Origin of the sequence: Corallococcus macrosporus (assembly GCF_017302985.1) — a bacterium.
In the GTDB taxonomy this organism is placed as follows: domain Bacteria; phylum Myxococcota; class Myxococcia; order Myxococcales; family Myxococcaceae; genus Corallococcus; species Corallococcus macrosporus_A.
Window position 1 is genome coordinate 532,529 of record NZ_JAFIMU010000004.1, and the last position, 22,389, is coordinate 554,917.

The following is a 22,389-nucleotide window of genomic DNA, read 5'->3' on the forward strand; positions in this document are numbered from 1 at the left end:
CCGGCCTGCCGGGAGTCCGCAGCTGTCCGGGAGGGCAGTCCTGACCCGTCAGTCCGGGACCTGACGCGCCGGAGTGGGCGGCTGACGCGTCAGCGCCCGCGTCGCCAGGGAGCTTGCGTGGGAGGGGCGCCGGGGGAGAGGGTGCGCCGCATGCGTCTGCTCCCGGTGCCGTTCCTGATGTTGCTGAGCGCCTGCACGGCCTCTCGCGTCGCCCTGCCTCCGCCCACGGGCGACGAGGTGACGGTCTTCATCCACGGCTACCGGGGATCGTTCCTGGCCACGGCGGACGCGGAGCGCGAGCGGGCGTGGGTGTCCGTGGGTGACCTGCTGACGCGCGGAGAGCGTTCGCTGGCGCTGCCGTTTCCCGGGCAGCGGCCGGCGCCGAACTTCGGCGCGCTGGAGGTGGACGGGCCGATGACGCGCTTCACGGTGCTGCCGTGGGTGGCGCGCTACGACATCTACAAGCGCTTCCAGGAGTTCGCGCGCGAGCGCCTGCCGGGCTTCATGGTCTTCGACTACGACTGGCGCCAGGACAACCGCGTGACGGCGAAGCGGCTGTGCGCGCTATTGGAGGAACTCGCGGCGTCGCGGGGCGGCCGGGTGAAGGTGAACCTGGTGGCGCACAGCATGGGCGGGCTCGTCACGCTGCACTGCCTGCGCTACGGCACCGGCGACGACACGGGCGAGCCCACGTGGGCGGGCGCGCGGCACGTGAAGCGTGTGGTGTTCCTGGGCACGCCGTTCCGGGGCGCGCCGGGCATGTTCGACGACTTCACCCTGGGCACGCCGGTGGGGCGCAACCGGGCGCTCCTGTCCCCGGAGGCGCTCTTCACCTTCGCGTCCGCGTTCCAGTTGCTGCCCGCGCAAAGCGACTTCTTCGTGGACGCGAGCGGTCAGCCGGTGGCGTTCGACGCGTACCGGCCGGAGGCGTGGGTGGACGGCGGGTGGGGCGTGTTCCAGGACGCGGCCGTGCGCGAGCTGCCCGCGTATCGCCAGTGGCTGGAGCGCATGCTGGAGGCGCGCTCGGGCTTGTCGCGGGCCCTGTCCGAGCGCGAGGGGCCGCCGCCGCCCTTCCGCACGCTGGCGGTGGTGGGCGTGGGGCATCCGTTGATCAAGTCCTTCCGGGTCATCGACGGGAAGCCCACGTTCGAGGACCCGGTGCTCGCGGACGGCGACGGCTCCGTGCTCACGACGCGGGCCATGCCTCCGGTGCCGCTCCACGTGGACCGGCTGGAGACGAAGGCGGACCACGTCGCGATGGTGGGCGACGAGGAGGTCATGGAGGCCGTCGCGCGCTTCGTCACGGAGGACTGAAGCGGCGGGGGCTCAATCGCCCTGGATGGCGGCCTGCCAGTCGCCGTCCGCGGAGATGCCGACGCGCATGCCGATGTAGCTCTTCTCCTTGCGCATGTCGGTGATCATCTCGTCCGGGTAGATGCCCTTGAGCAGGGCGAAGTCCGCGTCGGTGGCGCCCTCGCGGAAGGCGGTGGGCCACCAGTAGAGATTGCCCTCCTGGTAGAAGGGCAGGTTGAGCACGTGGACCAGCCGCGCCAGCACGGGCTGCGGGCTGTCCTTCCACTCCTCCTGGATGCGCCAGGTGGTGGCCATGTCCTGGTCGGGGTCGTAGGAGAAGCGCACGCTCGGGCCCTTCTCGTCGCCCAGCTTCTGGAGGCCCGCGTAGTCGCACGCCACGGCGGCCTTGATGATGCGCTCGCGCATGGAGGCGACGGCCGGGGGCAGGGGCTTCGCGGTGGGCTTGGGGATGGGGCTCAGCCGGCTCGCCGAGCACGACGCCGCGGCCGGGGCGCGGGGCGCCTCGGGCTTGGATGCAGGTGGGGCAGGGGGCGGAGCGGGCTTGGGCGGGGTGGGCATGGTCGGGCTCGGGGCGGAAGACGCCGCGGGCGTCGGGGGTGACTCCGTGCAGGCCAGGCAGGCGGCGAGGAGACAGGCGGATAGCAGGGGAGCGCGGTTCATGTCCCCGGGTCTAGTCCATCACGCGGGGAGGACATGCGGGGCACGCGAGGCCTCTGTACAGGAGCCGTCACGCGCGGCCGGGTCAGGAAAGCGTGCTTGCGTCGTCTGGGGACTTCGGTTACTCCTCCGGCACCGGAAAGCGGTTCTGCGCGATTAGCTCAGCTGGATAGAGCGTTGGCCTCCGGAGCCAAAGGCCGCAGGTTCGAATCCTGCATCGCGCGCAGATGTAAGGGCCCGGAATCACTGGGAAAATCCCAGGGATTCCGGGCCTTTGCTTTTGGGGCCGGGCCTCTCGGCGGTATGCAGGCGGGGGATGGGCGTCCCAGGTGATGGCCTTGCCTCACCTCCTCGGGAGCCTGGCTCCATGAACCCTCGGAAGACGTCGTCGCCCCGAGCCGGCCCGGACAGGCGGACCCGCAGCTGGAATACCAACCGGATGTCATCCAGGGGGCGCGGCGCGTCTCGTCGGAACGGGACCGTGAGCTGGAGTGGCAACTGCTTCAGCGCCTGGAGCCGGAGCTCGCCCACTCCCTCGCGGCGAGGCCGCGCAGTCTGGTGTCACGCATTGACCCAGCCCGGAGGTGCACTGGGCGTCCGGTGTCTTCCTTATCTAGAACTACAGCTGTTGCTCGAATGGCTTGGCTGTTCTTCGTCTGTGCGGCTGGGGGATGCGCTCATGGCTGAGGTGAATCCGAACGAGATCCGCGGCTCGAAGGAGGTTCCGAACATCCCGGTGGGGGAGAGCAACCGGATTGTCGAGGCGGGTGGACTCACGATCCGCATGGGAACGATCTATGCCGCGAACCTCACCGCCGTGAATTCCCCCAAGGTCATCCCGGTGCGGTTCGGGAAGAGCTTCGCGTCCCCGCCTGCCGTGCATCTCTCTGTACTGTCCTTTGATATCAGCGGCAGTAGTCATCGCGTCGGGATGCACGTGACAGAGGTGTATAACGATTCCTGTGTCATCCAGGTTTATACGTGGGCCGACACGACGATTCATGCGGTCTGGGCGAACTGGATGGCCATTGGCGGATGACAGCTGGATGGCTGCGGAATCACCCGGTCGGTGCGGGCCAGTCCCAGGCCCGCCCGAAGCGGGCCACGCAGTGCCAGAGCTTCTTGAGCTGCTGTGGCTCCACGGACGGGTCTGAACGCGCCCTGCCGAGGATGAACGGCGTGAGCATGTCGTTGCCCGCGACCCGCTCCGCGAGCCGGAGGATGTCGTCACCCCGGTAGCCCGCGTGGGGGCGCAGCGCCTCCACCGTGACGGCGTAGCCTGGATGCCACTCCAGGCCGACGCCCAGCGCGCGGGCCTCCTCTTCGACGTGGGTCCCCCGGTAGCTGGGGTCCAGCACCAGCGCCTCGGCGTCGTCCGGGAGCCGCAGGTCACCATGGACGTGCGCTTCGACATACCCGTCCAGCGGATCCTCCAGCGGCGTGGCCTCCGCCAGCTCGATGAGCGCCATCCGCTCGGAGGTTCCGAAGGACGTGGGCTCGAAGACGCTGTCCGGGAAGCAGAAGCTGGTGCGGTCCAGGGGCTCCTCCGTCAGCCGGAAGTAGCTGGAGCCGAAACGCGGTGAGCCCCCGTAGGGATCCGCCCGGAAGTTCAGCGAGCCGTACTTGGGGCGCTCGTGGCCACCGCGCTGATCATAGAAGCCGTTGAAGAGCCGGCTCTCCCACCGCCAGCGGGCTCCCTCGGGAAAGGCCGTGAGCCCGCCGTTGCTCGTGCGCGTCTCGAACTGGGAGCGGTACCGGCCGTCACGCCGCATCGCCGCCAGGATGCCGCCGCCCTCGAAGAGGGCATCCGGATGGAAGTGCAGCGTGACGCGCAGCCGTCGATCCAGCGGGCCTCCCCGGGCCTGCTCGTGGACATGCGACAGGGCAGGGTGCGTGGAGGGCATGTCCCGCTCAGACGCCGGTCACGTGGCGGATGAACGCGACCATCCGCGAGCACGTCGTGTCCAGGTCCATGTGCGCCTCGGCCATGCGGCGGGCCTCGCGGCCCATGGCCTCCAGCGTGTCCGGGTGCCCCACCAGCGTGTCCAGCGTGTTCGCCAGCGCTCCATAGTCGCCCACCGGTACGATGCGCCCGTCCACGCCGTCGCGCACCAGCTCCCCCACGCCACCCGCGGGCGTGGACACCACCGCCAGGCCCGCGGCCTTCGCCTCCGCGATGGCCCACGACGACATGTCCGCCATCGTCGGCAGCACGAAGAGGTCCGCCGCCTGCGCCAGGCCGATGAGCTCCGGCGAGTTCGGCTGCACGCCGACGTGCACGCGCACGCCCGGCGGTGCCTCGAAGGTTTCGGACGTCACCAGGTCCAGCTGCCAGTTCTTCCGCCGCGTCTCGCGCGCCCAGCGCAGCAGCAGCTTGCCGCCCTTGCGCCCCAGGTCGCCGCCCACGAAGAGCAGCCGCACCACGCCGTCCCGGGGCTTCTTCTCCGGCGCGGGGCGCCACAGCGTCGTGTCCACGCTGGGCCACACCACGTGCACGCTCGCGTCGGGCACGCCGTACTCCTCCACCAGGGAGCGCTTGGTGAACTCGGAGAAGGACAGCATCCCCTTCGCGATGGCGTACGTGCGCCGGTGCAGCGCGTTCTTCGCCCGGCCCACCCAGCCCGCGTGCTGCGTGGGCAGGCCGTAGTAGCGCAGGTAGTCCTCCAGCCCGCTCGGCGTCGCGTCCGTGGAGATGACGCTGGGCACGCGGCGCATGAAGTCGTGCGCCAGGTGCGCCATCCGCTGCGTGTGCACCACCGCGGCGCTCACCGGCTCCTTCGCGAAGGCCTGGTTCAGCGCGCTGCGTGTCCGCAGCCCTCCGCGCACCGACAGCCGCGAGCGCACCAGCGGCAGCTGCTCCCAGACGTCGTCCGCGTGCTCGTCGATGGGCAGCCACACCGGCGTGATGTCGTCGCGCCGCGCCAGGCCCCGCTTGAGGTTCTCCAGGAACACCGCGTTGCCGAGCGTCGTCTCGATGGCGAACGCGATGCGTGGGGGCGATGACTGCATCCGCTGCGTGAGCCTCCCGGGGCGAGGGCGTCCCTCCCGGGTTTATAACGACTCAGTGCGTCATCGCCAACAGCTCAGTGGGTCCCCCGTCCGGATTCTCACGGAGGAGGTGGTCCCGCGAACGGGTCATGCCTCCGTTTGAACGGGAGTTTCCGGAAGATGGAAGCGCACCTCGCGCACGCGGCGCGGCGACGCCTCCACCACCTCCAGCAGCGTGCCGTCCGGCAGTGACAGCCTCGCACCCTTCTCCGGGATGGCGCCCCCCGCCAGCGCGATGCACAGGCCCGCGACGGTGGAGTAGTCCTCGCTCTCCTCCAGCTCCAGCCCCAGCGCGCGGTTCACCTCGCGCAGGCTCGCCTCGCCCTGCACCACCGCGACGGTGGGGCCCTCGCGGCGCACCAGCTCCTCGGGCGTCTCGGACTCGCTGAGGATGTCTCCGACGAGCTCCTCCACCAGGTCCTCCACCGTCACCAGCCCCACCACGCCGCCGTGCTCGTCCACCACCACCGCCAGCTGCATGCGCCGGCGCTGCAGCTCCTTCATCGCCGCGATGGCGCGCATGGACTCCACCAGGAACAGCGGCGGGCGCAGCACGTCCTCCAGGACGATGAGGTTCGCCTCCCAGGCCACGCCCAGCAGGTCCTTGGCCACGATGTAGCCCACCACGTTGTCGATGGTGCCCTCGTACACCGGCATGCGCGAGTGCCCGTGCTCCAGCAGCACCTGGCGGATCTCCTCCGTGCTCGCGTGGCGGCGCAGCGCGACGATGTGCTCGCGCGTCACCATCACCTCGCCCAGCGTCAGGTCCCCCAGCTCGAAGGCCCGGGAGGCAATCTCGCCCGCGCGCGGATCCAACGTGCCCTGCTTCGACGCCTCCTCCACCAGTTGCTGCAGCTCGTCCGGCGACAGGCGCGACTCGGAGAAGTTCGTCCGGTCCCCGAAGAGCTTCAGCACCACGTTGGAGCTCGCGGTGAGGAACCACACCAGCGGGCGCATCACCCACGCCAACGCCTTGAGCGGCCGGCCCAGCGTCAGCGCGTACTGTTCGGAGAAGCGCAGCGCCAGCGACTTGGGGACCAGCTCCCCCAGCACCAGCGACAGGTACGACACCAGCGCGACCACCAGCGCGAACGACACCTGGCTCGCCGTGGCCTCCGGCACGCCCAGCCCCGCGAGCACCCCCGAAAGCCGCTGCGCGATGCTCGCGCCGCCGAAGGCCGCCGCCGTGGAGCCAATCACCGTGATGCCAATCTGCACCGTGGCCAGCAGCCGCTCCGGATCATCCCGCAGCGCCGACACCGCCTTCGCGGACTTGCTGCCCTGCTCCAGCAGCTCCTTCAGCCGCGTCTTGCGCACGGACAGCAGGCCCAGCTCGGCGCCGGCGAAGACGCCGTTGGCCAGCACCAGCAAGAGGATGATGACGAGCTCCGTGACGATGGCGGACCTCCTGGCTGGACCCAGCCCGCCAGTGAGAGCTGGCGGGCAATGTCCCCTGTCCTACACCCCCAGCGATTGCAGGAGGAGCGACAATTGATCGCGGCTCGCTCCCTTGGGCAGGTAGTAGTGGGGACCTGACATGAGTGCGCTGCCCACATCCTGGGCCGCCGCCGAGGTCAGGAAGACGATGCGCGGGTTGGTGGACACCCGCGGCAGCTTCTCCACGACCTCCAGGCCGCTCATGCCCGGCATGTTCAGGTCCAGCAGCATGACCCCGAAGCGCTCCCCCCGCTTGAGCGAGTCCAGCGCCTCCTGGCCGTCCGCAGCCTCGGTGGTCTCATAGCCAAGGTCCTCCAGACTGACGCGGAGGAATTCCCGCCAGTCCGCGTCGTCGTCCACGACCAGGACCTTCCGAGCACCGTCATCCACCGCGAGTCGCCCCAAGCATCCTCCTGACCTGGGGAGAACCTTCCGGGGCCCCGCTGGCATTCGCGACACCTGCGTGAAGCCCTGCCATCCAGCAGGCAGTCAGCCAGGCGCTAGAAGAGCGCCATGCCCAGCTGGCCCACCAGGTACTGGAGGGCGGGCCTGACGTTGTGCACGGCCGTGCGCGGCTTCGCCGGCTCCGACGCCTGGGCCCACTCGGGCGGGCCCACCAGCTGGCCGCCCATGTGGCTGAAGACGCGGAAGCGGCCCAGGTCCGTGCTGCTGCCGGAGTTGTAGACGCGCAGCGCGCGCTCACCCGGGCTGCCCAGGTCCGCCTCGTTGGGGATGTGCCGGTGGCCGTGCAGCACCAGGTCACACCGGCCGCCCACGCGCTCCAGCAGTCGGCTTCCCAACGCCAGCTCCGACGCGTGGGGCAGGCCGAACTTCGTGGCGATCCACTCCGGGAAGCTCTCCAGCGGCAGCGGCATCACGTGGTGGTGCAGCAGCACCGCGACCAGCGTGTCCTTCGGCGCGGCATCCAGCGCGCGGTCCACTTCGTCCACGACGCCTTCCGTCAGTTCGCCATGGCTGTGGAAATAGTTGCGGTTGTGCTCACCGGTGGAGTCCACGCACACCAGGAAGAGTCCCGCCTTCTCCACCGTGTGGACCTTGCGTCCCTCCATGAACCCGCTGCCGACATCCTCGCCGGGCCGGTCATGGTTGCCGGGGATGAAGGTGAGGCGTCCGGTCTCCATCCAGGGCGAGAAGTGTTCACGGAAGCGCTGGAACTCCGCGTGGGAACCGCGGTGCGTGAGGTCTCCCGTCACCACCACGTGATCCACGTCCTGCGCGGCCAGGGCCTTCACCAGTGAGGACGCCGCGGCATCGCTCTCGCGGCTCATGTCCAGATGAAGATCCGAAAGATGCGCCAGCTTCAGGGAAGGCATGCTGAAGGAGATAGGCATCGGGTGAGCGGGCGGCGAGGGTTGCTGTACGAAGGATCGTCAAAAGTTGGGCCCGCGTCGTTCAACCCACCCCGTTGCTGGGGATCCACTCCGCCGCGGGAGTGCCGCGCGCACGCATCGGCACCAGGCGCGTGCCTGACACCACGCGCAAGCGCGTGCCGCGCCAGTCCACCGTGCGCCGGAACGCGCCATGCCACCATGCGGCGAAGAGCAGCGCGTCCTTCACCAGCACCGCGGGCGCCGCGAGCAGCCCCACCGGCTGGGGCCGCAGCGCGCGGAAGACCGCCACGTCCACCCAGACCTTGCCCAGCGCCACCGCCAGCGCCGCCAGGCCCGTGAGGGCGGACGGGTGGATCAACGCGCCCAGCACCGCGAGTGGAACCGGGTTGAGCAGCGCCTGCGCCAGGTACGTCGAGGGCGATACCGCTGTGCGGTGGATGACGCTCCAGCGCAGGTAGCGCTGGAAGAAGGCGTCCACGCTCTTGCGCAGGGACACGTTGAACACGGGTGCGTGCGCCAGCACCACGCGCTTGCCCAGCTTGCGCGTCACCCACCGGCCAATGACGTAGTCCTCCGCCAGCACGTCCTTCACGGAGAAGAAGCCGCCCAGCGCCTCCACGTCCTCGCGGCGCAGCGCCATGGACTTGCCCACCACGATGTCGCGGTCCGCCACGTGCTTCGCGGCGATCATCCCCGCCGCCGCGCTGGAGGACAGGTGCAGGTTGTCCAGGAGCGAACCGAAGGTCCGCTCACCCAGGCCCGCCACCGGGTGCGTCACGCAGCCCACCGTGGGGTCCTCGAAGGCGGCGGCGATCTCCTCCAGGTAGCCCTCGCCCACGCGGGTGTTGCTGTCGCTCACCACCCACAAGTCATGGCGGGCCTCCGACGACAGCGTCACCAGCTGGTTCACCTTGGGGTTCAGGCCGGGCTCGCCCTCCTGGAGCACCACACGCATGACGTGGGGCCACCTCGCCTCCGCGGCGCGGGCCACGGCGAAGGCCGGGTCGCGCGCGTCCTTCACGCCCAGCAGCACCTCGTAGTGGGGGTAGGGCAGCCGCGCGAACTGGGCGAGGTTCGCCTCCAGGTCGTCATCCACGCCGCACAGGGGCTTGAGGATGGACAGGCCGGGCTGGTGCGTGGGGCCAGCGGGGACGGTGCGGCGGTGGCGGCGCACGAACAGCGCCTGGAGGAGGAGGGCCACAAGGCCCACTGCGGACGCGGCCAGGAGGAGGCTGGAGGCGATGAGCATGTCGCCACCCTAGAAGCCCCACAAGGCGGGACCGGGGCGGCGGGGCGGCGGGACGGCCAACTCGCCGTGACACGCGGGTGAAGCCGCCTACTCGAGGTCGCGGCTTCGCGGGTGGCGCACGTCCTTGCCGCGCACCATGTAGATGACCATCTCCGCCACGTTGAGCGCGTGGTCACCAATGCGCTCCAGGTGCTTCGCGATGAACATCAGCGCCGTGGCCCGGCGGATGTTGCGCGAGTCCTCCATCATGTAGGCCAGCAGCTCGTTGAAGATTTTGAGGAAGAGGGCATCCAGCAGGTCGTCCCCCTTGAGGACGTCCTCCGCCTTGGCCGCGTCCCCGGACACGAATGCGTCCAGTGCCTTCTTCACCTGCTGCTGCGCCAGCTCCGCCAGCTTCGGCGTGTCCACGTAGGGGGCCAGCGGCGGGACCTGGTTCAGGTCCATGGCGCGCTCGGCGATGTTCACCGCCAGGTCGCCGATGCGCTCCAGGTCGGTGACGATCTTCAGCGCCGTGGTGATGAGGCGCAGGTCGGACGCGGCCGGCTGGCGCAGCGCGAGGATGCGGCGGCACAGGTCGTCGATGTCGACCTCCAGCCGGTTCACCTCGCGGTCCGCGCCCACCACCTGCTCCGCCAGCGCCGAGTCGCGCTCGGTGAGGGCGCGGGTGCTGTGCGCGATGAGGGTCTCCACCTTGGCCCCCATGGCGAGCAGCTTCTCGCGCAGGTTGCGCAGGTCCTGCTCGAATGCCTTGTCGGTGTGCGTGGCCGCCATGTCGTGTTCCGTCGCGTGGGGGTTCAGCCGAACTTCCCGGTGACGTAGTCCTCCGTGCGCTTCTCGTGGGGGTTGGTGAAGATCTGTTCCGTGGGACCGCACTCCACCAACTCGCCCATGTAGAAGAAAGCCGTCCGGTCGCTCACGCGCGCGGCCTGCTGCATGTTGTGGGTCACGATGGCGATGGTGTACGTGGACTTGAGCTCGTGGATGAGCTCTTCGATCTTCGCCGTCGCGATGGGGTCCAACGCGGACGCGGGCTCGTCCATGAGCAGCACCTCCGGCTCCACCGCGAGCGCCCGCGCGATGCACAGGCGCTGCTGCTGGCCGCCGGACAGGCCCAGGGCGCTCTCGTCCAGCCGGTCCTTCACCTCGTCCCACAGCGCGGCGCCGCGCAGGGACTTCTCCACGCGCGCGGAGAGCTTCGCCTTGTCCTTGAGGCCGCCCACGCGCAGGCCGTAGGCGACGTTCTCGAAGATGGACTTGGGGAAGGGGTTGGACTTCTGGAACACCATGCCCACGCGCCGGCGCAGATCCACCACGTCCAGCGAACGGTCGTGGATGCTGCGGCCGTCCAGGAACACGCTGCCGTCGTGGCTGGCGCCCGGAATCAGGTCGTTCATCCGGTTGAGCGAGCGCAGGAACGTGGACTTGCCGCAGCCGGACGGGCCGATGAGCGCCGTCACCTTGTTCTCTGGGATGGCCAGGCTCACCTGCTTGATGGCCACCTTGCTGCCGTAGCGCAGGGTGAGCTCGCGGGCTTCCATCTTGTTGCGCGGCGTGGCGGAGGAGAGGGGCATGGGCGGAAAAAGGAGAGACGAGCGTCAGTGGCCGGCCGCGGCCTTGCGGCGCGTGCGCGTGCGGATGAGGACCGCGACCAGGTTCAGGGCGAAGGTGAGCAAGAGCAGCACCAGCACCGTCGCGTACAAGAGCGGGCGGGTGGCCTCCACGTCCGGCGACTGCGTGGCCAGCACGTACGTGTGGTAGCCCAGGTGCATGAACTGCGAGTTCAGGCTCGTGGGCAGGTCCGGCAGGAAGTAGGCGGCGCCGGTGAAGAGGATGGGGGCCACTTCGCCCGCGCCGCGGGAGATGGCCAGCACCGCGCCGGTGAGGATGCCCGGCAGCGCGCCCGGCAGCACCACCCGCGCCAGCGTCTGCGACTGGGTGGCGCCCAGCGCGAGGCTCGCGGTGCGGTGGTCCTGCGGCACGGCGCGCAGCGCCTCTTCCGTGGACACGATGACGACGGGCAGGGTGAGCACCGCGAGCGTCAGCGACGCCCAGAGGATGCCCGGCTGGGCCCAGTGCAGCTCCTCGTAGCCCAGCGCGTGGTCCAGCCCCCGGCCCACGAAGAGGATGAAGAAGCCCAGGCCGAAGAGGCCGAACACGATGGAGGGCACGCCGGCCAGGTTCGCCACGGCCACGCGCACCGCGCGGGCGAGCAGGCTGGAGGGCGGCGCGTACTCGTGCAGGTACACCGCCGTGAGCACGCCCACCGGCATCACGGCCAGGGTCATCAGGAGCGTGAGCGCCGCGGTGCCGAAGAGGGCGGGGAAGATGCCGCCGCCCATCATCCCGTCCGAGGGCGCCTGGGAGAGGAACTGCCAGGACACGTGGCTCCAGCCGCCCCGGACGACGTCCAGGAGGATGAGGGCCAGCATCGCGACCATGACGAACGCGGCCAGCCCCGTGAGCGACACGAGCGACAGGCCCACGACCTTGCGCGTGGTGTGCTTCACCCCGCACCTCCCTTGAGCCGCTGGATGACCTTCTTCGTCCACACGCCCGCGAGCATGTTGAGGATGAAGGTGAACAGGAACAGCTCCACGCCAATGAAGAAGAGCAGCGCGTAGTGCGGGCTGCCCACCACCACCTCGCCCATCTCCGCGGCGATGGTGGCGGACAGCGAGCGCACGGAGTCGCCCAGGTTGGCGGACACGATGGCCGCGTTGCCGGAGGCCATGAGGACGATCATCGTCTCGCCGATGGCGCGCCCGAAGCCCAGCACGCACGCGGCGAGGATGCCGGGGGCCGCCGCCGGAAGCACCACCTTCCACGCCGTCTCCCAGGGCGTGGCGCCCAGCGCCAGCGACGCCTCGCGGTAGCTGCGCGGCACGGCGGTGAGCGCGTCCTCCGTCACCGTGAAGATGACCGGCACGATGGCCAGCGCCAGGCCCAGGCCCGCCACCACCGCGTTGAGGCGCGAGGTGAAGCCGAAGGTGTCCTGGAGGAACGACGCCATCACCATCAGCGCGAAGAAGCCCAGCACCACGGACGGGATGCCGGCGAGCAGTTCGATGGTGGGCTTGAGCACCTCCCGCAGGCGGCGGGGCGCGAACTCCGCGGCGAACAGCGCGCCGAAGATGCCCAGGGGCACGGCCACCAGCATGGACACGGCCGTCGTCTTCAGCGTGCCGATGAAGAGCGGAATCATGCTGACCTTGGGCACGCCGGAGACGGGCTGCCACACGTAGGCCAGGGGCTTTCCCTTCCGGACCAGCTGCGGGAGGAACATCTTGGAGAAGCTGGCCTCCTCGCGCGCCGCCGCGTCGGTGACGAGCGACAGCGCCTCCTTCGCCACGAAGACGAGGATGAGCACCAGCGCCGCGATGCCCGTGAAGGCCACCGCGGTGATGAGCGCCGCGATGGCCTTTTCCTTCAGTTGCCGCCGCCGGGCCGCGGGCGACAGCGTGGGCAGCGCCACCGGGGGCGCGAGGTCCTGCTCCTGCATGACGGCCTGTCTATCCAACATGGGACCCCCGCGCCGGGTGACAATCGTGTGACGGCCACTACTTCACAGGGAAGTAGCCGACCTGGGTGACGATGGCCTGACCCTCCGCGGACAGCGCGAAGTCGATGAAGGCCTTGGCCTCACCGGAGGGCTTGTTGCGCAGGTAGAAGAACAGGTCGCGCGACAGCGGGTACTTGCCGCTCTTCACGTTCTCCGCGGTGGGAGCGAAGGCCTCGTTGCCCTTCTTCACCTTCAGCTCCTTGATGCCCTTGGCGTACGCGGCGCCGCCGTAGCCGATGCCGTTCTTCTCCTTGGACACGGCGTTGACGACGGCGGCGGTGCCCGGGAGCGTCTGCGCGGCGGCGGCGAAGTCGTCCCCGCCCAGCACGGTGTCCTTCACGAACACGTAGGTGCCGGAGGAGTTCTCACGCGAGTACAGGACGATGGGGGCGTCCGCGCCGCCCACGGCCTTCCACGACGTGGTGTCGCCCAGGTAGATGTCCTTGAGCTGCTCCACCGTGAGCGCGTCCAGCTTGTTGGACGCGTTGACGTAGAAGGTGACGCCATCCTTGGCCACGGACACCGCGGTGGGCGGCGTGTTGTAGCGGGTGCGGAGCTTCTCCTCCTCCGCCTCCTTGATTTCACGGCTGGACATGGCGATGTCGGTGGTGCCGTTCTGCAGCGCCGCCAGGCCCGTGCCGGAGCCGCCGCCCGTCACCTGGATCTTGGTGGCGGGGTTCTTCTTCATGAACGCCTCCGCCCAGCGCTGGGCGAGGATGACCATGGTGTCCGAGCCCTTCACCGTCACCGTGCCTGCCTGGGCGGAGAGCGGGAGGACGGCGAGCCCGAAGGCGACGAAGCTTGAGAGCAGAGTCTTCTTCATGAGGTGTCTCCTCTAGAAACGGGCCTGCATCTGCAGGGTGAACAGGTTGTCGTGCGGGTCCAATGCCTGGGCCACGGCGTGCGTCGTGGGGATTTCGTAGGTGGCGGACATCTTCAGGTTCTCCCCGAAGTGGTGCTGGACGACGAAGCCCACGGTGTCGACGGCGTTGTCCGCGCCGGGCAGCTCTCCCGCGGCGAGGTCCGCCTGGCCGTTGTGCGGGTCGAAGGTGTCGTAGCGGACGGCCACCGCGTCGTTGAGGCCGATGTTCTGCACCAGCAGCAGGTACCAGCCGTGCGCGGGCACATCGAGGTGGGCAGCGTTGTTGGCGGCGCCGTAGGTGCGGCCCGCGATGAACTCGCCCTTGAGGGAGGTGCCGCCCAGGGGCACCACGTCGAAGTAGGCCTGGAGGTCCGCGCCGATGCGGCTGCGGTCGTACGCATGGCGGAACGTGTCCGAGGGAAGCCGGCCCAGCGCGTGGCCGTACCAGCCGGAGACGCCGCCCGCGAGCCACTTCAGGTCGAAGCCCAGGTGGGCGATGACGTCCTTCTCCTTGTCGTTGTCCTGGGTGGTGCCGCTGTCGATGCCGGCGCCGTCGAAGACGCCCACGGCCAGCCGCAGGAACTTGTAGCGGGCGTTCACCTTGGCCCCGCGGTCGCGCTCGCTGGGGAGCATGTTGCGCACCACGCGGCTGCGCTCGGGGAACTCGCGGTCGCTGGAGGACTGGGGGCCTTCGTAGCCGAAGGGCCACTTCATCTGGCCCAGCGTGACGGACAGCTGCTGCTTCGTGCCGGGGACGAAGAGGGTGGCCTCCGCGTCGCGCAGCGCCACGCCCGTGGGCACCGCGTCGATTTGAAGCATGAACTGCGTCAGGTCGGTGGTGTACGTGGCCTTCAAGCGGCCCCGGCGGATGCCGAAGCGGCTGTAGCCGCCCGCGCCGCTGTCATCCAGGTCCTGCTGGTACTGGTAGCGGCCCTGGACGTAGCCGGAGAAGCGCAGCTTCTTGAGCGCGGACAGGTCGTTCTTCGTCTCCGTGTTCTGCTCCTCCAGCGCCTCCACGCGGTGCTCGTCCGCCGTCAGCCGCTCGTCGATGGAGGGGGACGCTTCCGGCACGGTGGGCGCGTTGGCGCGCGGAGGCTGCGGCGCGGCGGGCTGCTGCGGGGCCGTGGCGGAAGGCTCCACGGCCTCGCGCGGCTCGGAGGCCGGCGGCGTGGGGAGGGCTTCCTGGGAGGTGGCGGCCTGGGCCATGGCGGCGCTGGAGGTCAGCAGGGAGAAGGCGACGAGGAGTGGGCGCATAGAAGGTCGGCGGGTGTCTCGGGGGTGTCGAGAACGGGTGACGATCTATGGGGCGGATGTGGCTGTTTGACGGCCCTTGCGTGACAAATGGGTAACGGAGGGAACGGCGCCTGCCTACCCGGCCGCCGGGTCCACGATGCGGTAGCCCACGCCGCGCACCGTCTCCAGCAGGGCGCGCGCGGGGCCCAGCTTGTCGCGCAGGCGCATGACGTGCGTGTCGATGGTGCGCGTCTCCAGCGCGCTGGACAGGCCCCAGACCTGCTCCAGCAGTTGCTCGCGCGTCTGCACCCGGCCCAGCCGGGCCATGAGGTACTCCAGCAGGCGGAACTCCAGCGCGGTGAGGGGCGTCTCCTTCTCCTCCACGAAGAAGCGGTGCTGGGTGACGTCCAGGCGCAGGGGGCCCAGCGCCAGGGGCGGCGTGCCCTCCTGGGGCGAGGCCGAGCGCCGGAGGATGGCCTTGAGCCGCAGCACCAGCTCGCGCACGGAGAAGGGTTTGACGACGTAGTCGTCCGCGCCGACCTCGAAGCCGCGGATGCGGTCCGCCTCCTCGCTCTTCGCGGTGAGCATGACGATGAGCACGTCACGCAGGCGGGGGTTGGCGCGCAGGTGGCGGCAGACCTCGATGCCGGACAGGTCCGGCAGCATCAGGTCCAGCAGCACCACGTCCGGGGACTGCTCGCGCGCGGCGGTGAGCGCCGCCTCCCCGGTGAAGGCCACGCGGGTGGTGAAGCCCGCGCCGCGAAGGTTGAAGTCGATGAGCTCCGCGAGGTCGCGCTCGTCGTCGACGATGAGTACGTGGGACATGGCGGGCACGTACTGTGCGCGCATCGCTTCGCGCGTACGTGACGCGCCGGCAACAAGTGCGTTACGGGCGCCGCAGGGAGCGCCCCGGGGCCGCCATCCACTGCAGGGCGAACTCGCGTCCCTCCTGCCGCAGGGCGACGGCGCAGCCCTTGCGCAGCTTGTCCGGCAGGGCATGGCCCAGCGCGAGCGCGGCGGCGCGCTCCAGGGAGGGGTTGTGTCCCACCAGCGCCCAGCCCGGCCCCACGTCGCGCGCCAGCTTCAGCACGTGGCGGGCCGCGCCCTTCATGGGGACGAGCGCGGGGTGCACCTCCACATGGGACAGCCCGAGCGCGTCCGCGAGCAGCTCCGCGGTCTGCACCGCGCGCACCAGGGGGCTGGTGATGATGCCCATGAGGGGCGTCAGGCGCGTGAGCTTCTTCGCGTGCTGACGGAAGGCGGCGCGGCCCTGGGGCGTGAGGGCGCGGGCCTCGTCGCCCAGGGCGTTGGAGTCCTCGGCCACGGCGTGGCGCACGAGGAGGAGGGGCAGGTCGCGGTCGGCCATGGGCGGGCGTTGTAGTGCGTTTCGCGCCCGCGTGGATGTGACGAACCGGTGGACTGCCGTGTGGCTTACTCCACGCCGCCCAGGAGGAAGGCGAGCAGCAGCAGCGCGAGCACGCTGGTGGTGATGGCCGCGAAGGTGCGGTCCTTCTGCGCGCGGAAGATGCCCAGCGACAGGGCCACGCGCAGCACGGGCACGGTGATCATCACCAGCAGGCCCGCCATCACGAAGGACTGGCCGCGCACGGCCAGGACGCCCTCGAAGACGTCCGGCAGCCGGTGCGGCGCGGAGTCCGGTGCGGTGAGGCGCTGGAGCGCGTCCGGCGAAGAGAAGTAGTCCGGGTGGCGGAAGAACGTCATCACCATGCCGCAGGTGACCAGCGACAGGCTCAGCAGCACGCCCCCGCGCAGGAGCTGGCTGATGAGCAGCTCCGGCGTGAGTGGGATCACCTCCGGGGTCGCGGTGGTGGCGGCGGTCTCCCCGGGAGACGGAGGTTCGGAGGACTCTGTGCTCATCCGTGGATCCCCTTCGACAGCATCTCGTACGACACCCAGAGCAGGACGGCGACGAAGAGCCTGCGCAGCGAACCGCTCTTGAGCTTCGTCAGGTAGCGCGAGCCCGCGAACGCGCCCAGCGTGACGCCCACGCAGACGGGGCCGGCGATGAACGGGTCGATGTCGCCTCTCGCGAAGTAGATGCCCGCGCTGGCCGCCGCCGTGACGCCAATCATGAAGTTGCTGGTGGCGGTGGAAACCTTGATGGGCAGCCCCATCGCCAGGTCCATGGCCGGCACCTTCAGCGCGCCGGAGCCGATGCCCAGGAGGCCGCTCACCGTGCCCGCGATGTACATGAGCCCCAGGCCCACGAGCGGACGGTGCACGCGGTACGTCACCTCGCCGCCGGTGGACACGTCGTAGTAGCTGCCGTGCAGGCCCAGCCGGTCCGCGAGCGCGTCCGGCGGCGGCTCCTTCCGGGGGCTGTCGTCCTCGCGCAGCTTGCGCAGCATCGCGAGCGCCGAGTAGGCCATCACCGCGCCGAAGAGGAAGTACAGCGCGCGGCCTCCCACCATGCCCGCGAGCATCGCGCCCGTGACGGCGCCCGCCACGGTGGCCACCTCCAGGAACATGGCGACGCGCATGTTGGCCAGGCCGTCGCGCACGTATGCCGCCGCCGCGCCGCTGGACGTGGCGATGACGGACACGATGGAGGCCCCCACCGCGTAGCGGATGTCCACCTTGAGCACGAGCGTGAGGACGGGGATGAGGATGAGGCCACCGCCCAGGCCCAGCAGTGAGCCCAGCAGGCCCGCACCGATGGAGACGCACAGCACGATGGCGACGAAGTTGAACGGAGTGGCGTCCAAGACGGCGGCCATCTTCCTCCCCGTACTCCCGCATGCAAGCGCTTCACGCGGAGCCCGTCTGGTTGCACGCCCCAGCCCATTCCCGGAGTGTGACGCGCCGGTGGACCCCTAGCGTTGCCGGGGCGTGTCGGAGGGCTGCGTGTCAGGGGGTTGGGGCATGGGCCAACCCTGGAAGAGCGGCCAACCCCGGTACGGATTGCCCCGGGAGGGCTCCTCGGCGGGTTCGGGTGTCTCCGAAGGCCGGCCGGGGTGCGGTGGCGTGCGCAGCAGCACCCACGTCAGCACGAGGCACAGCAGGCTCATCGCGACGATGCTCCACGCGCGCGTGCGGGGCTCCAGCTCCATCTAGAAGCGCCCCCGCTTGAGCAGCTCCCCCTTGGAGAGGGACCCCAGCAGTTGCCGGCGTCCGTCCACCACGGGCAGCCGCTCCAGCGACGTGTGACCGAACCGCGCGGCCACCTCCGCCAGCGACAGGTCCGGGGTGATGGGCTGCACGCCGGTGTCCATCACGTCCGCGGCCACGGTGGCCTTGAGCAGCGAGTGGTCCGGCAGGTGGCCCTTGAGTGCTTCCAGGGTGATGACGCCCAGCAGGCGCCCCTCCGCGTCGGTGACATAGAGGTCCGCGCCCGCGGGCTGCTCCAGGAGGAGCACCACCACCTCATCGAAGGTGGCGGAGGGCGGCACCCGCTGCGTCGCGGGGGACAGCAGCGAGCGCACGCCTTCCTCCCGCAGCCAGTGCGGCACGGAAGCCGGCACGCGCACGTCGCGCTTCACGAGCACGGACGTGTAGAGCGACTCCGGCTCCAGCCGGCGGCTGACGACGGCGGCCACCACCGCGGCGAGCATCAGCGGGAGGATGAGGTCGTAGTCGCCGGTCATCTCGAAGATCATCAGCACCGCGGACACGGACGCATGCGTGGTGCCCGCCAGCACCGCGCCCATGCCGAGCAGCGCGTACGCGCCGCTGGGCGCCGCGCCGCCCGGAAGCGCCCGCTCCACCAGCATCCCGAACGCGCCGCCCAGCAGCGCGCCGAAGAACAGGGACGGGGTGAAGAGCCCGCCCGGCACTCCCGCGCCCGCGCACAGCGACGTCACCGCCAGCTTGGCCAGGGGCAGGATGAGCAGCAGCGCGAGGGGCAGCGTCCCGTGCAGCGCCATGTTCACGGAGTCGTAGCCGTTGCCCATGAGGTACGGCCCGGCGATGGCGGTGAGGCCCACCACGGTCATCGCGACCAGCGGCATGAACGGCGTGAGCCACGACGGCAGCTTGTCCAGCAGGTCCGAGGTGAGGTTGATGCCGCGCACGTAGAGCGCGGAGGCGCCGCCCACGAGCACGCCCAGGAGGAGCGCAAGCACCAGCTCCCGCGGGTGGGTGAGGGCGTAGTGAGGGATGACGTAGCTGGGGTGGTCCGCGATGAGCGTGCGCGACACGAGCGTCGCCACCACGCACGACACGACGATGGGGCCGAAGAGCTCCAGCGCGAAGCTGCCCAGCAGCACCTCCAGTCCGAAGAGGGCCGCGCCGATGGGGACGTTGTACGCGGACGCGATGCCCGCTGAAGCGCCACACGCCACCAGCACGCGCGCCTGTCCCGGCCCCAGCCGCAGCCACCCGGACAGCGCGGAGCCACTGGCCGCGCCCGTCTGGAGGAGCGCGCCTTCGCGGCCCAGCGGTGCGCCCAGCGCCACCGCGAGGATGGACACGAAGCCGCGCAGCAGCGCGCGAGGGAAGGGCAGCCGGCCGGACTTCACCCAGATGGACTCGATGATGCCCGCGGTACCGTGGCCGCGCAGGGGCTGGCCCACGACCAGTGACACCAGCGTCACCAGCGCGCCGCCGAGCACTGGCACGAGGAACCGGCGCCAGCCCGGCGACGCGAGCGCGCCCTCCAGGAAGTGCTCCGTGTTGGTCTGCCAGAACAGGTGCTGGGTGAAGCGCAGCACGGCGAGCAGCGCCACCGCGCCCAACCCCGAGATGAGCCCCACGCCCACCACCAGCACCCAGAACCGCCGCTCCTGTCCCAGCAGGCCCCGCAGGATTCTCCGCAACCAGGGCGAGGGCTCCCCCGTCCTCAGGTCGGGGTGGACTGCGCCGGCTGCGGGTTCGGGCATGGCCTCCACACCTGTCCAATGTACGGAGCCGGGAAGGGCCTTCCCGCGACCGCACGCTATTTCCCCAAGGTGCCCGCTCGGCCGCCTGCCCTTCAGCCGGGCTACTTGCCTGCTGGAGTCCTGGTCTCCTTCCCCTGCGTGCTCTTCGCGGGCTGGCGCACGCCGGAATCACGGGGTGGGGTGTTCACGGGAGCCTGGCCCGCGGGTTCACCCGTGAGGCCCAGGTGGATGCCGGGCGGTGGAGGGTTCTTCAGCACGGACTCCGTCCGGGTCGCGGGCTCGGTGGCTCCAGGCGCGAAGCGGTCCGCCAGCTCGGCCGCGGCGTCGCTCAGGTCGCGGTGCGCGACGATGGTGCGCTCCAGCGTCTTGCCCAGCCGGGCGGACGTGTCGAAGGTCTGCCGGGAGTCATCCGAGCCCGGCAGCGAGTCCTGGTACGAGAACGCGAGCGTCGCGTCCCGTCGCAGCGCATCCAGCAGCCGGGCCAACTGCTGTTGCAGCTCCGCGTCCTGCTCCGCGCGCGGGCGCTCCAGGAGGCCGCGCTCACCCCCGAACCAGACGCGCCCCACCTTCCCGAAGCCCTCGTCCGTGGAAGGGGCGGGCAAATCCTCCATCACGATGAGCGGGTGCACGCGGCGCGGGAAGTCCTGTTCATACAGCGCGAAGAGCAGGGTGCCGTCCGCGCGCGGGAACACCGCCGCGGTGCGCGAGCCGAAGGGGAAGAAGGGCGTGGCGGACACCTCCGCGCGCTTCGCCACGCGGGCCCGGGCCAGCGCGTCCAGCGGCGTCGTGCCCTCCATCGGGCGCTTGGGCGTGCGGCGCAGGTTGTTCATCAGGTCGCGCGCCTGATCAATGCCCACCACCACGTTGAGCGCGCTGCCTCGCGAGTAGCCCGCGTGGTAGACGCCCACCAGCTCGAACTCGCCCGTCTTGCAGGAGATGGCGAGCACGGGCGACCCCGAGTTGCCCTGCGACAGGAGCGCGTCGATGACGAAGTCGTCGTGGTACCAGTCCTTGTACTCGTCGCGGTCATAGGCGGAGATGACCTTGCCCATGTTGGTGGCGTTGAAGACGCCCAGCGGGAAGCCGCGCACGTCCACCACGTCGCGCTCGCGCACGGCGGCGCTCTTGCCCACCTTCCACGGCATCATCGTCAGCGGCGCCTTCGACTTGATGACGGCCAGGTCCAGCTGCGGATCCACCACCGCCGTGGACAGCGGGATGTCGTCGCGGTCGTACTGATCCGCCTCGTTCTCCACGATGCTCAGGCCGTCCTTCACGCGCTTGCAGCCGGAGGGCACGCTGTCCACCGGGTGCGCGTCGCTGGTGACGTCCGGCCAGTCCACCACGTGCTCGTTGGTGAGCAGCAGCGTCTCCCCGGCCTGCTGCCGGTACGCGAACGCGGTGCCGTGCGCGGACACCGGCGTGCGCGTGCGGCGCACGTTGCCCTCCGCGCCATAGGACAGGCACTCGTACACGGCGGTGCTGCGCACGCAGTACGTGTACTTCTTCTGCATCGCCTGCTCGAAGGCCCGCGCCTTGGGGGACAGCGCGCTGTAGCTGTCCGCGTACTCGCCCTCGCAGTAGGGCGCGGCCGGCGGAGCCTCCACCGCAGGAGGTGGAGGAGCGGGAGGCGTCTCTGCTCCGGAAGCGGTGAGGGACACCGCCACCACCGACAGTCCGACCATCCACCCGACCATGGTCCCTCCCGCGTTGTCGCCGCCTGAGGTGTTGCTAAGGCCCGTCGCGCCCTCGTGCATCCGTGCACACGGGAGGGCAGGCGGATTTCGCGGTGCGAAAAGCCCGCTGTCCGTCAGAAGTGACGGCATGCCTGTCCATTCCCGGACGGGCCTCCCCCACGCGCACGCACCCGGTGGGCGTTCGCCTCACCCGTCCAGGTCGTTGAGCGCGTCGGGCGGCAGCGGCGAGGCGCCCGTCACCGTGCCGTCCATGTCCAGCGGCAGCGTGGACGGGTCGATTTCCGGAGGCGGGTTGTTCTCGAAGGGCGCGGCGAGCGTGGGCCGCGAGCCCCCCGAGGCCCCCGGAGGCGGACGCAGCACGGGCCCCGGAGGTGGAAGCCCCGAGTGCCGCCGCGCGGCCTCCATCAGGGCGTTGTGGTGGCGGTATCTCGCCTCCACGAGCTTGTGGATGAGCAGCGGCCCCCCGGGCACGCGGCGCGCGGTGAGGGCCTGGGTGGCCTTGCGCACCGGGTAGCGCACGCGGCGGATCTGCACGCGCCAGCCCTTGGGGGTGAAGGTGAAGACGCCGTAGGCGGGGCGCAGGTCGCCGTCGCGAGGAATCCCCGCGCTGGCCACGTCCGCGATGAGCATCCGGCCCACGCGCCGCCGGTAGGGGAAGTGCAGGTGCCCGAAGGCGCACGCGGCCGCGTCCAGGTGCGTGAAGAAGCGGCGGATGGCGTGGTCGTCCAGCGTGGGGTCCAGCGACTCTTCCAGGTTGCGAGGGTTCGCGTGGCAGATGAACAGGTCCTGCCCCTTGCGCGGCGTGTAGCGCAGCGAGAAGGGCATCTGTCCCAGCTGGTGCAACAGCGCGTCGCCCAGCTGGTCGCGCGTCCAGCGCAGCAGCTCCGTCTTCCAGTGGTCCCGCTCGCGGTACGCACCGCCCAGGTAGTTGCCGGCGAGGTACGCGTCCGTGTTGCCCATGATGAGCGCGTGGCACTTGCTGAAGAGCAGCTCCACCGTCTCGCGCGGGTGGGCACCGCGCAGCGCCAGGTCTCCGGCCGCGACGATGTAATCCGGCGCCACCGATTTGGTGATGTCGTCCAGCACGGCCTCGCAGGCCGGAAGGTTTCCGTGAATGTCCGCGAGGATGGCGACCCGCATGGC

General features: G+C 70.3%; 23 protein-coding genes and 1 tRNA gene. 3 read left to right on the top strand and 21 right to left on the bottom strand.

The window, feature by feature from the left end; translation table 11 throughout:
• Positions 1-150 precede the first annotated feature (150 nt).
• Positions 151-1,314 (top strand): lipase/acyltransferase domain-containing protein, encoded by a 1,164-nt coding sequence (locus JYK02_RS07285; protein WP_207050176.1) that lies wholly within the window; start codon positions 151-153, stop codon positions 1,312-1,314.
• Between the two features lie 12 nt (positions 1,315-1,326).
• Here JYK02_RS07285 and JYK02_RS07290 read toward each other — a convergent pair whose 3' ends face one another.
• Complete coding sequence (locus tag JYK02_RS07290; RefSeq protein ID WP_207050177.1) at positions 1,327-1,872, bottom strand: hypothetical protein; 546 nt, start codon at positions 1,870-1,872, stop codon at positions 1,327-1,329.
• Between the two features lie 249 nt (positions 1,873-2,121).
• Between JYK02_RS07290 and JYK02_RS07295 the strand changes: the two genes are divergently transcribed.
• Both JYK02_RS07295 and JYK02_RS07300 read left to right on the top strand, forming a co-directional pair.
• Positions 2,122-2,195: transfer RNA gene (locus tag JYK02_RS07295), tRNA-Arg, on the top strand.
• A 455-nt stretch (positions 2,196-2,650) separates the two neighbouring features.
• Complete coding sequence (locus JYK02_RS07300; protein ID WP_207050178.1) at positions 2,651-3,010, top strand: H-type lectin domain-containing protein; 360 nt, start codon at positions 2,651-2,653, stop codon at positions 3,008-3,010.
• Between the two features lie 19 nt (positions 3,011-3,029).
• On the opposite strand, the gene JYK02_RS07305 is transcribed toward JYK02_RS07300, so the two are convergent.
• From JYK02_RS07305 to JYK02_RS07400, 20 genes are all read right to left on the bottom strand, one after another.
• Positions 3,030-3,875 (bottom strand): DUF3626 domain-containing protein, encoded by an 846-nt coding sequence (locus JYK02_RS07305; RefSeq protein ID WP_207050179.1) that lies wholly within the window; start codon positions 3,873-3,875, stop codon positions 3,030-3,032.
• 7 nt (positions 3,876-3,882) lie between these two features.
• A complete protein-coding gene (locus tag JYK02_RS07310) occupies positions 3,883-4,980 on the bottom strand; it encodes a glycosyltransferase family 4 protein (protein WP_207050180.1) in 1,098 nt (365 codons plus the stop codon).
• A 126-nt stretch (positions 4,981-5,106) separates the two neighbouring features.
• The gene (locus JYK02_RS07315; protein ID WP_207050181.1) at positions 5,107-6,390 is read right to left on the bottom strand and encodes a hemolysin family protein; all 1,284 of its coding nucleotides are present in this window, start codon (positions 6,388-6,390) and stop codon (positions 5,107-5,109) included.
• Between the two features lie 87 nt (positions 6,391-6,477).
• Positions 6,478-6,906: a response regulator gene (locus JYK02_RS07320; RefSeq protein WP_207050182.1), complete on the bottom strand. Its 429-nt coding sequence runs from the start codon at positions 6,904-6,906 to the stop codon at positions 6,478-6,480.
• 50 nt (positions 6,907-6,956) lie between these two features.
• Entirely contained in the window at positions 6,957-7,808 is an 852-nt protein-coding gene (locus JYK02_RS07325; RefSeq protein WP_207050183.1) for a metallophosphoesterase family protein, read from the bottom strand.
• A gap of 61 nt (positions 7,809-7,869) precedes the next feature.
• Entirely contained in the window at positions 7,870-9,057 is a 1,188-nt protein-coding gene (locus JYK02_RS07330) for a glycosyltransferase (RefSeq protein ID WP_207050184.1), read from the bottom strand.
• A gap of 87 nt (positions 9,058-9,144) precedes the next feature.
• Positions 9,145-9,828 carry a phosphate signaling complex protein PhoU gene (gene phoU, locus JYK02_RS07335; RefSeq protein WP_207050185.1) on the bottom strand — a complete coding sequence of 228 codons (684 nt, stop codon included), beginning with the start codon at positions 9,826-9,828 and terminating at the stop codon, positions 9,145-9,147.
• A 23-nt stretch (positions 9,829-9,851) separates the two neighbouring features.
• On the bottom strand, positions 9,852-10,595 hold the full coding sequence (gene pstB, locus JYK02_RS07340) for a phosphate ABC transporter ATP-binding protein PstB (RefSeq protein WP_207050597.1): 744 nt from the start codon (positions 10,593-10,595) through the stop codon (positions 9,852-9,854).
• 57 nt (positions 10,596-10,652) lie between these two features.
• The gene (gene pstA, locus JYK02_RS07345) at positions 10,653-11,564 is read right to left on the bottom strand and encodes a phosphate ABC transporter permease PstA (RefSeq protein ID WP_207050186.1); all 912 of its coding nucleotides are present in this window, start codon (positions 11,562-11,564) and stop codon (positions 10,653-10,655) included.
• Positions 11,561-12,556, bottom strand: coding sequence for a phosphate ABC transporter permease subunit PstC (pstC, locus tag JYK02_RS07350; RefSeq protein ID WP_207050187.1), 996 nt, complete (start codon positions 12,554-12,556; stop codon positions 11,561-11,563). The genes pstA and pstC overlap by 4 nt, the downstream gene beginning before the upstream one ends.
• 58 nt (positions 12,557-12,614) lie before the next feature.
• Positions 12,615-13,439, bottom strand: a complete 825-nt coding sequence (locus JYK02_RS07355; protein ID WP_207050188.1) for a phosphate ABC transporter substrate-binding protein — start codon at positions 13,437-13,439, stop codon at positions 12,615-12,617.
• A 12-nt stretch (positions 13,440-13,451) separates the two neighbouring features.
• On the bottom strand, positions 13,452-14,732 hold the full coding sequence (locus tag JYK02_RS07360; protein WP_207050189.1) for a porin: 1,281 nt from the start codon (positions 14,730-14,732) through the stop codon (positions 13,452-13,454).
• Between the two features lie 114 nt (positions 14,733-14,846).
• A complete protein-coding gene (locus JYK02_RS07365; protein WP_207050190.1) occupies positions 14,847-15,536 on the bottom strand; it encodes a response regulator in 690 nt (229 codons plus the stop codon).
• Positions 15,537-15,597: 61 nt separating this feature from the next.
• Entirely contained in the window at positions 15,598-16,077 is a 480-nt protein-coding gene (locus tag JYK02_RS07370) for a SixA phosphatase family protein (RefSeq protein ID WP_207050191.1), read from the bottom strand.
• Positions 16,078-16,142: 65 nt separating this feature from the next.
• A complete protein-coding gene (locus JYK02_RS07375; protein WP_207050192.1) occupies positions 16,143-16,589 on the bottom strand; it encodes a DUF1634 domain-containing protein in 447 nt (148 codons plus the stop codon).
• Complete coding sequence (locus tag JYK02_RS07380) at positions 16,586-17,449, bottom strand: sulfite exporter TauE/SafE family protein (protein WP_207050193.1); 864 nt, start codon at positions 17,447-17,449, stop codon at positions 16,586-16,588. Before JYK02_RS07380 ends, JYK02_RS07375 begins: the two co-directional genes overlap by 4 nt.
• A 96-nt stretch (positions 17,450-17,545) precedes the next feature.
• Positions 17,546-17,782 carry a hypothetical protein gene (locus tag JYK02_RS07385; RefSeq protein WP_207050194.1) on the bottom strand — a complete coding sequence of 79 codons (237 nt, stop codon included), beginning with the start codon at positions 17,780-17,782 and terminating at the stop codon, positions 17,546-17,548.
• Positions 17,783-19,486, bottom strand: coding sequence for a chloride channel protein (locus tag JYK02_RS07390; RefSeq protein WP_242588486.1), 1,704 nt, complete (start codon positions 19,484-19,486; stop codon positions 17,783-17,785).
• Positions 19,487-19,650: 164 nt separating this feature from the next.
• The gene (locus tag JYK02_RS07395; RefSeq protein ID WP_207050196.1) at positions 19,651-21,246 is read right to left on the bottom strand and encodes a S1C family serine protease; all 1,596 of its coding nucleotides are present in this window, start codon (positions 21,244-21,246) and stop codon (positions 19,651-19,653) included.
• A gap of 186 nt (positions 21,247-21,432) precedes the next feature.
• Positions 21,433-22,386: a metallophosphoesterase family protein gene (locus tag JYK02_RS07400; protein WP_207050197.1), complete on the bottom strand. Its 954-nt coding sequence runs from the start codon at positions 22,384-22,386 to the stop codon at positions 21,433-21,435.
• Positions 22,387-22,389 lie beyond the last annotated feature (3 nt).

Coding starts and splice junctions, on each gene's coding strand:
- JYK02_RS07285 (WP_207050176.1), top strand. CDS start 151: ATGCGTCTGCTCCCGGTGCCGTTCCTGATGTTGCTGAGCGCCTGCACG.
- JYK02_RS07290 (WP_207050177.1), bottom strand. CDS start 1,872: ATGCCCACCCCGCCCAAGCCCGCTCCGCCCCCTGCCCCACCTGCATCC.
- JYK02_RS07300 (WP_207050178.1), top strand. CDS start 2,651: ATGGCTGAGGTGAATCCGAACGAGATCCGCGGCTCGAAGGAGGTTCCG.
- JYK02_RS07305 (WP_207050179.1), bottom strand. CDS start 3,875: ATGCCCTCCACGCACCCTGCCCTGTCGCATGTCCACGAGCAGGCCCGG.
- JYK02_RS07310 (WP_207050180.1), bottom strand. CDS start 4,980: ATGCAGTCATCGCCCCCACGCATCGCGTTCGCCATCGAGACGACGCTC.
- JYK02_RS07320 (WP_207050182.1), bottom strand. CDS start 6,906: ATGCCAGCGGGGCCCCGGAAGGTTCTCCCCAGGTCAGGAGGATGCTTG.
- JYK02_RS07325 (WP_207050183.1), bottom strand. CDS start 7,808: ATGCCTATCTCCTTCAGCATGCCTTCCCTGAAGCTGGCGCATCTTTCG.
- JYK02_RS07330 (WP_207050184.1), bottom strand. CDS start 9,057: ATGCTCATCGCCTCCAGCCTCCTCCTGGCCGCGTCCGCAGTGGGCCTT.
- phoU (WP_207050185.1), bottom strand. CDS start 9,828: ATGGCGGCCACGCACACCGACAAGGCATTCGAGCAGGACCTGCGCAAC.
- pstB (WP_207050597.1), bottom strand. CDS start 10,595: ATGGAAGCCCGCGAGCTCACCCTGCGCTACGGCAGCAAGGTGGCCATC.
- pstC (WP_207050187.1), bottom strand. CDS start 12,556: ATGCAGGAGCAGGACCTCGCGCCCCCGGTGGCGCTGCCCACGCTGTCG.
- JYK02_RS07355 (WP_207050188.1), bottom strand. CDS start 13,439: ATGAAGAAGACTCTGCTCTCAAGCTTCGTCGCCTTCGGGCTCGCCGTC.
- JYK02_RS07360 (WP_207050189.1), bottom strand. CDS start 14,732: ATGCGCCCACTCCTCGTCGCCTTCTCCCTGCTGACCTCCAGCGCCGCC.
- JYK02_RS07365 (WP_207050190.1), bottom strand. CDS start 15,536: ATGTCCCACGTACTCATCGTCGACGACGAGCGCGACCTCGCGGAGCTC.
- JYK02_RS07370 (WP_207050191.1), bottom strand. CDS start 16,077: ATGGCCGACCGCGACCTGCCCCTCCTCCTCGTGCGCCACGCCGTGGCC.
- JYK02_RS07375 (WP_207050192.1), bottom strand. CDS start 16,589: ATGAGCACAGAGTCCTCCGAACCTCCGTCTCCCGGGGAGACCGCCGCC.
- JYK02_RS07380 (WP_207050193.1), bottom strand. CDS start 17,449: ATGGCCGCCGTCTTGGACGCCACTCCGTTCAACTTCGTCGCCATCGTG.
- JYK02_RS07385 (WP_207050194.1), bottom strand. CDS start 17,782: ATGGAGCTGGAGCCCCGCACGCGCGCGTGGAGCATCGTCGCGATGAGC.
- JYK02_RS07395 (WP_207050196.1), bottom strand. CDS start 21,246: ATGGTCGGGTGGATGGTCGGACTGTCGGTGGTGGCGGTGTCCCTCACC.
- JYK02_RS07400 (WP_207050197.1), bottom strand. CDS start 22,386: ATGCGGGTCGCCATCCTCGCGGACATTCACGGAAACCTTCCGGCCTGC.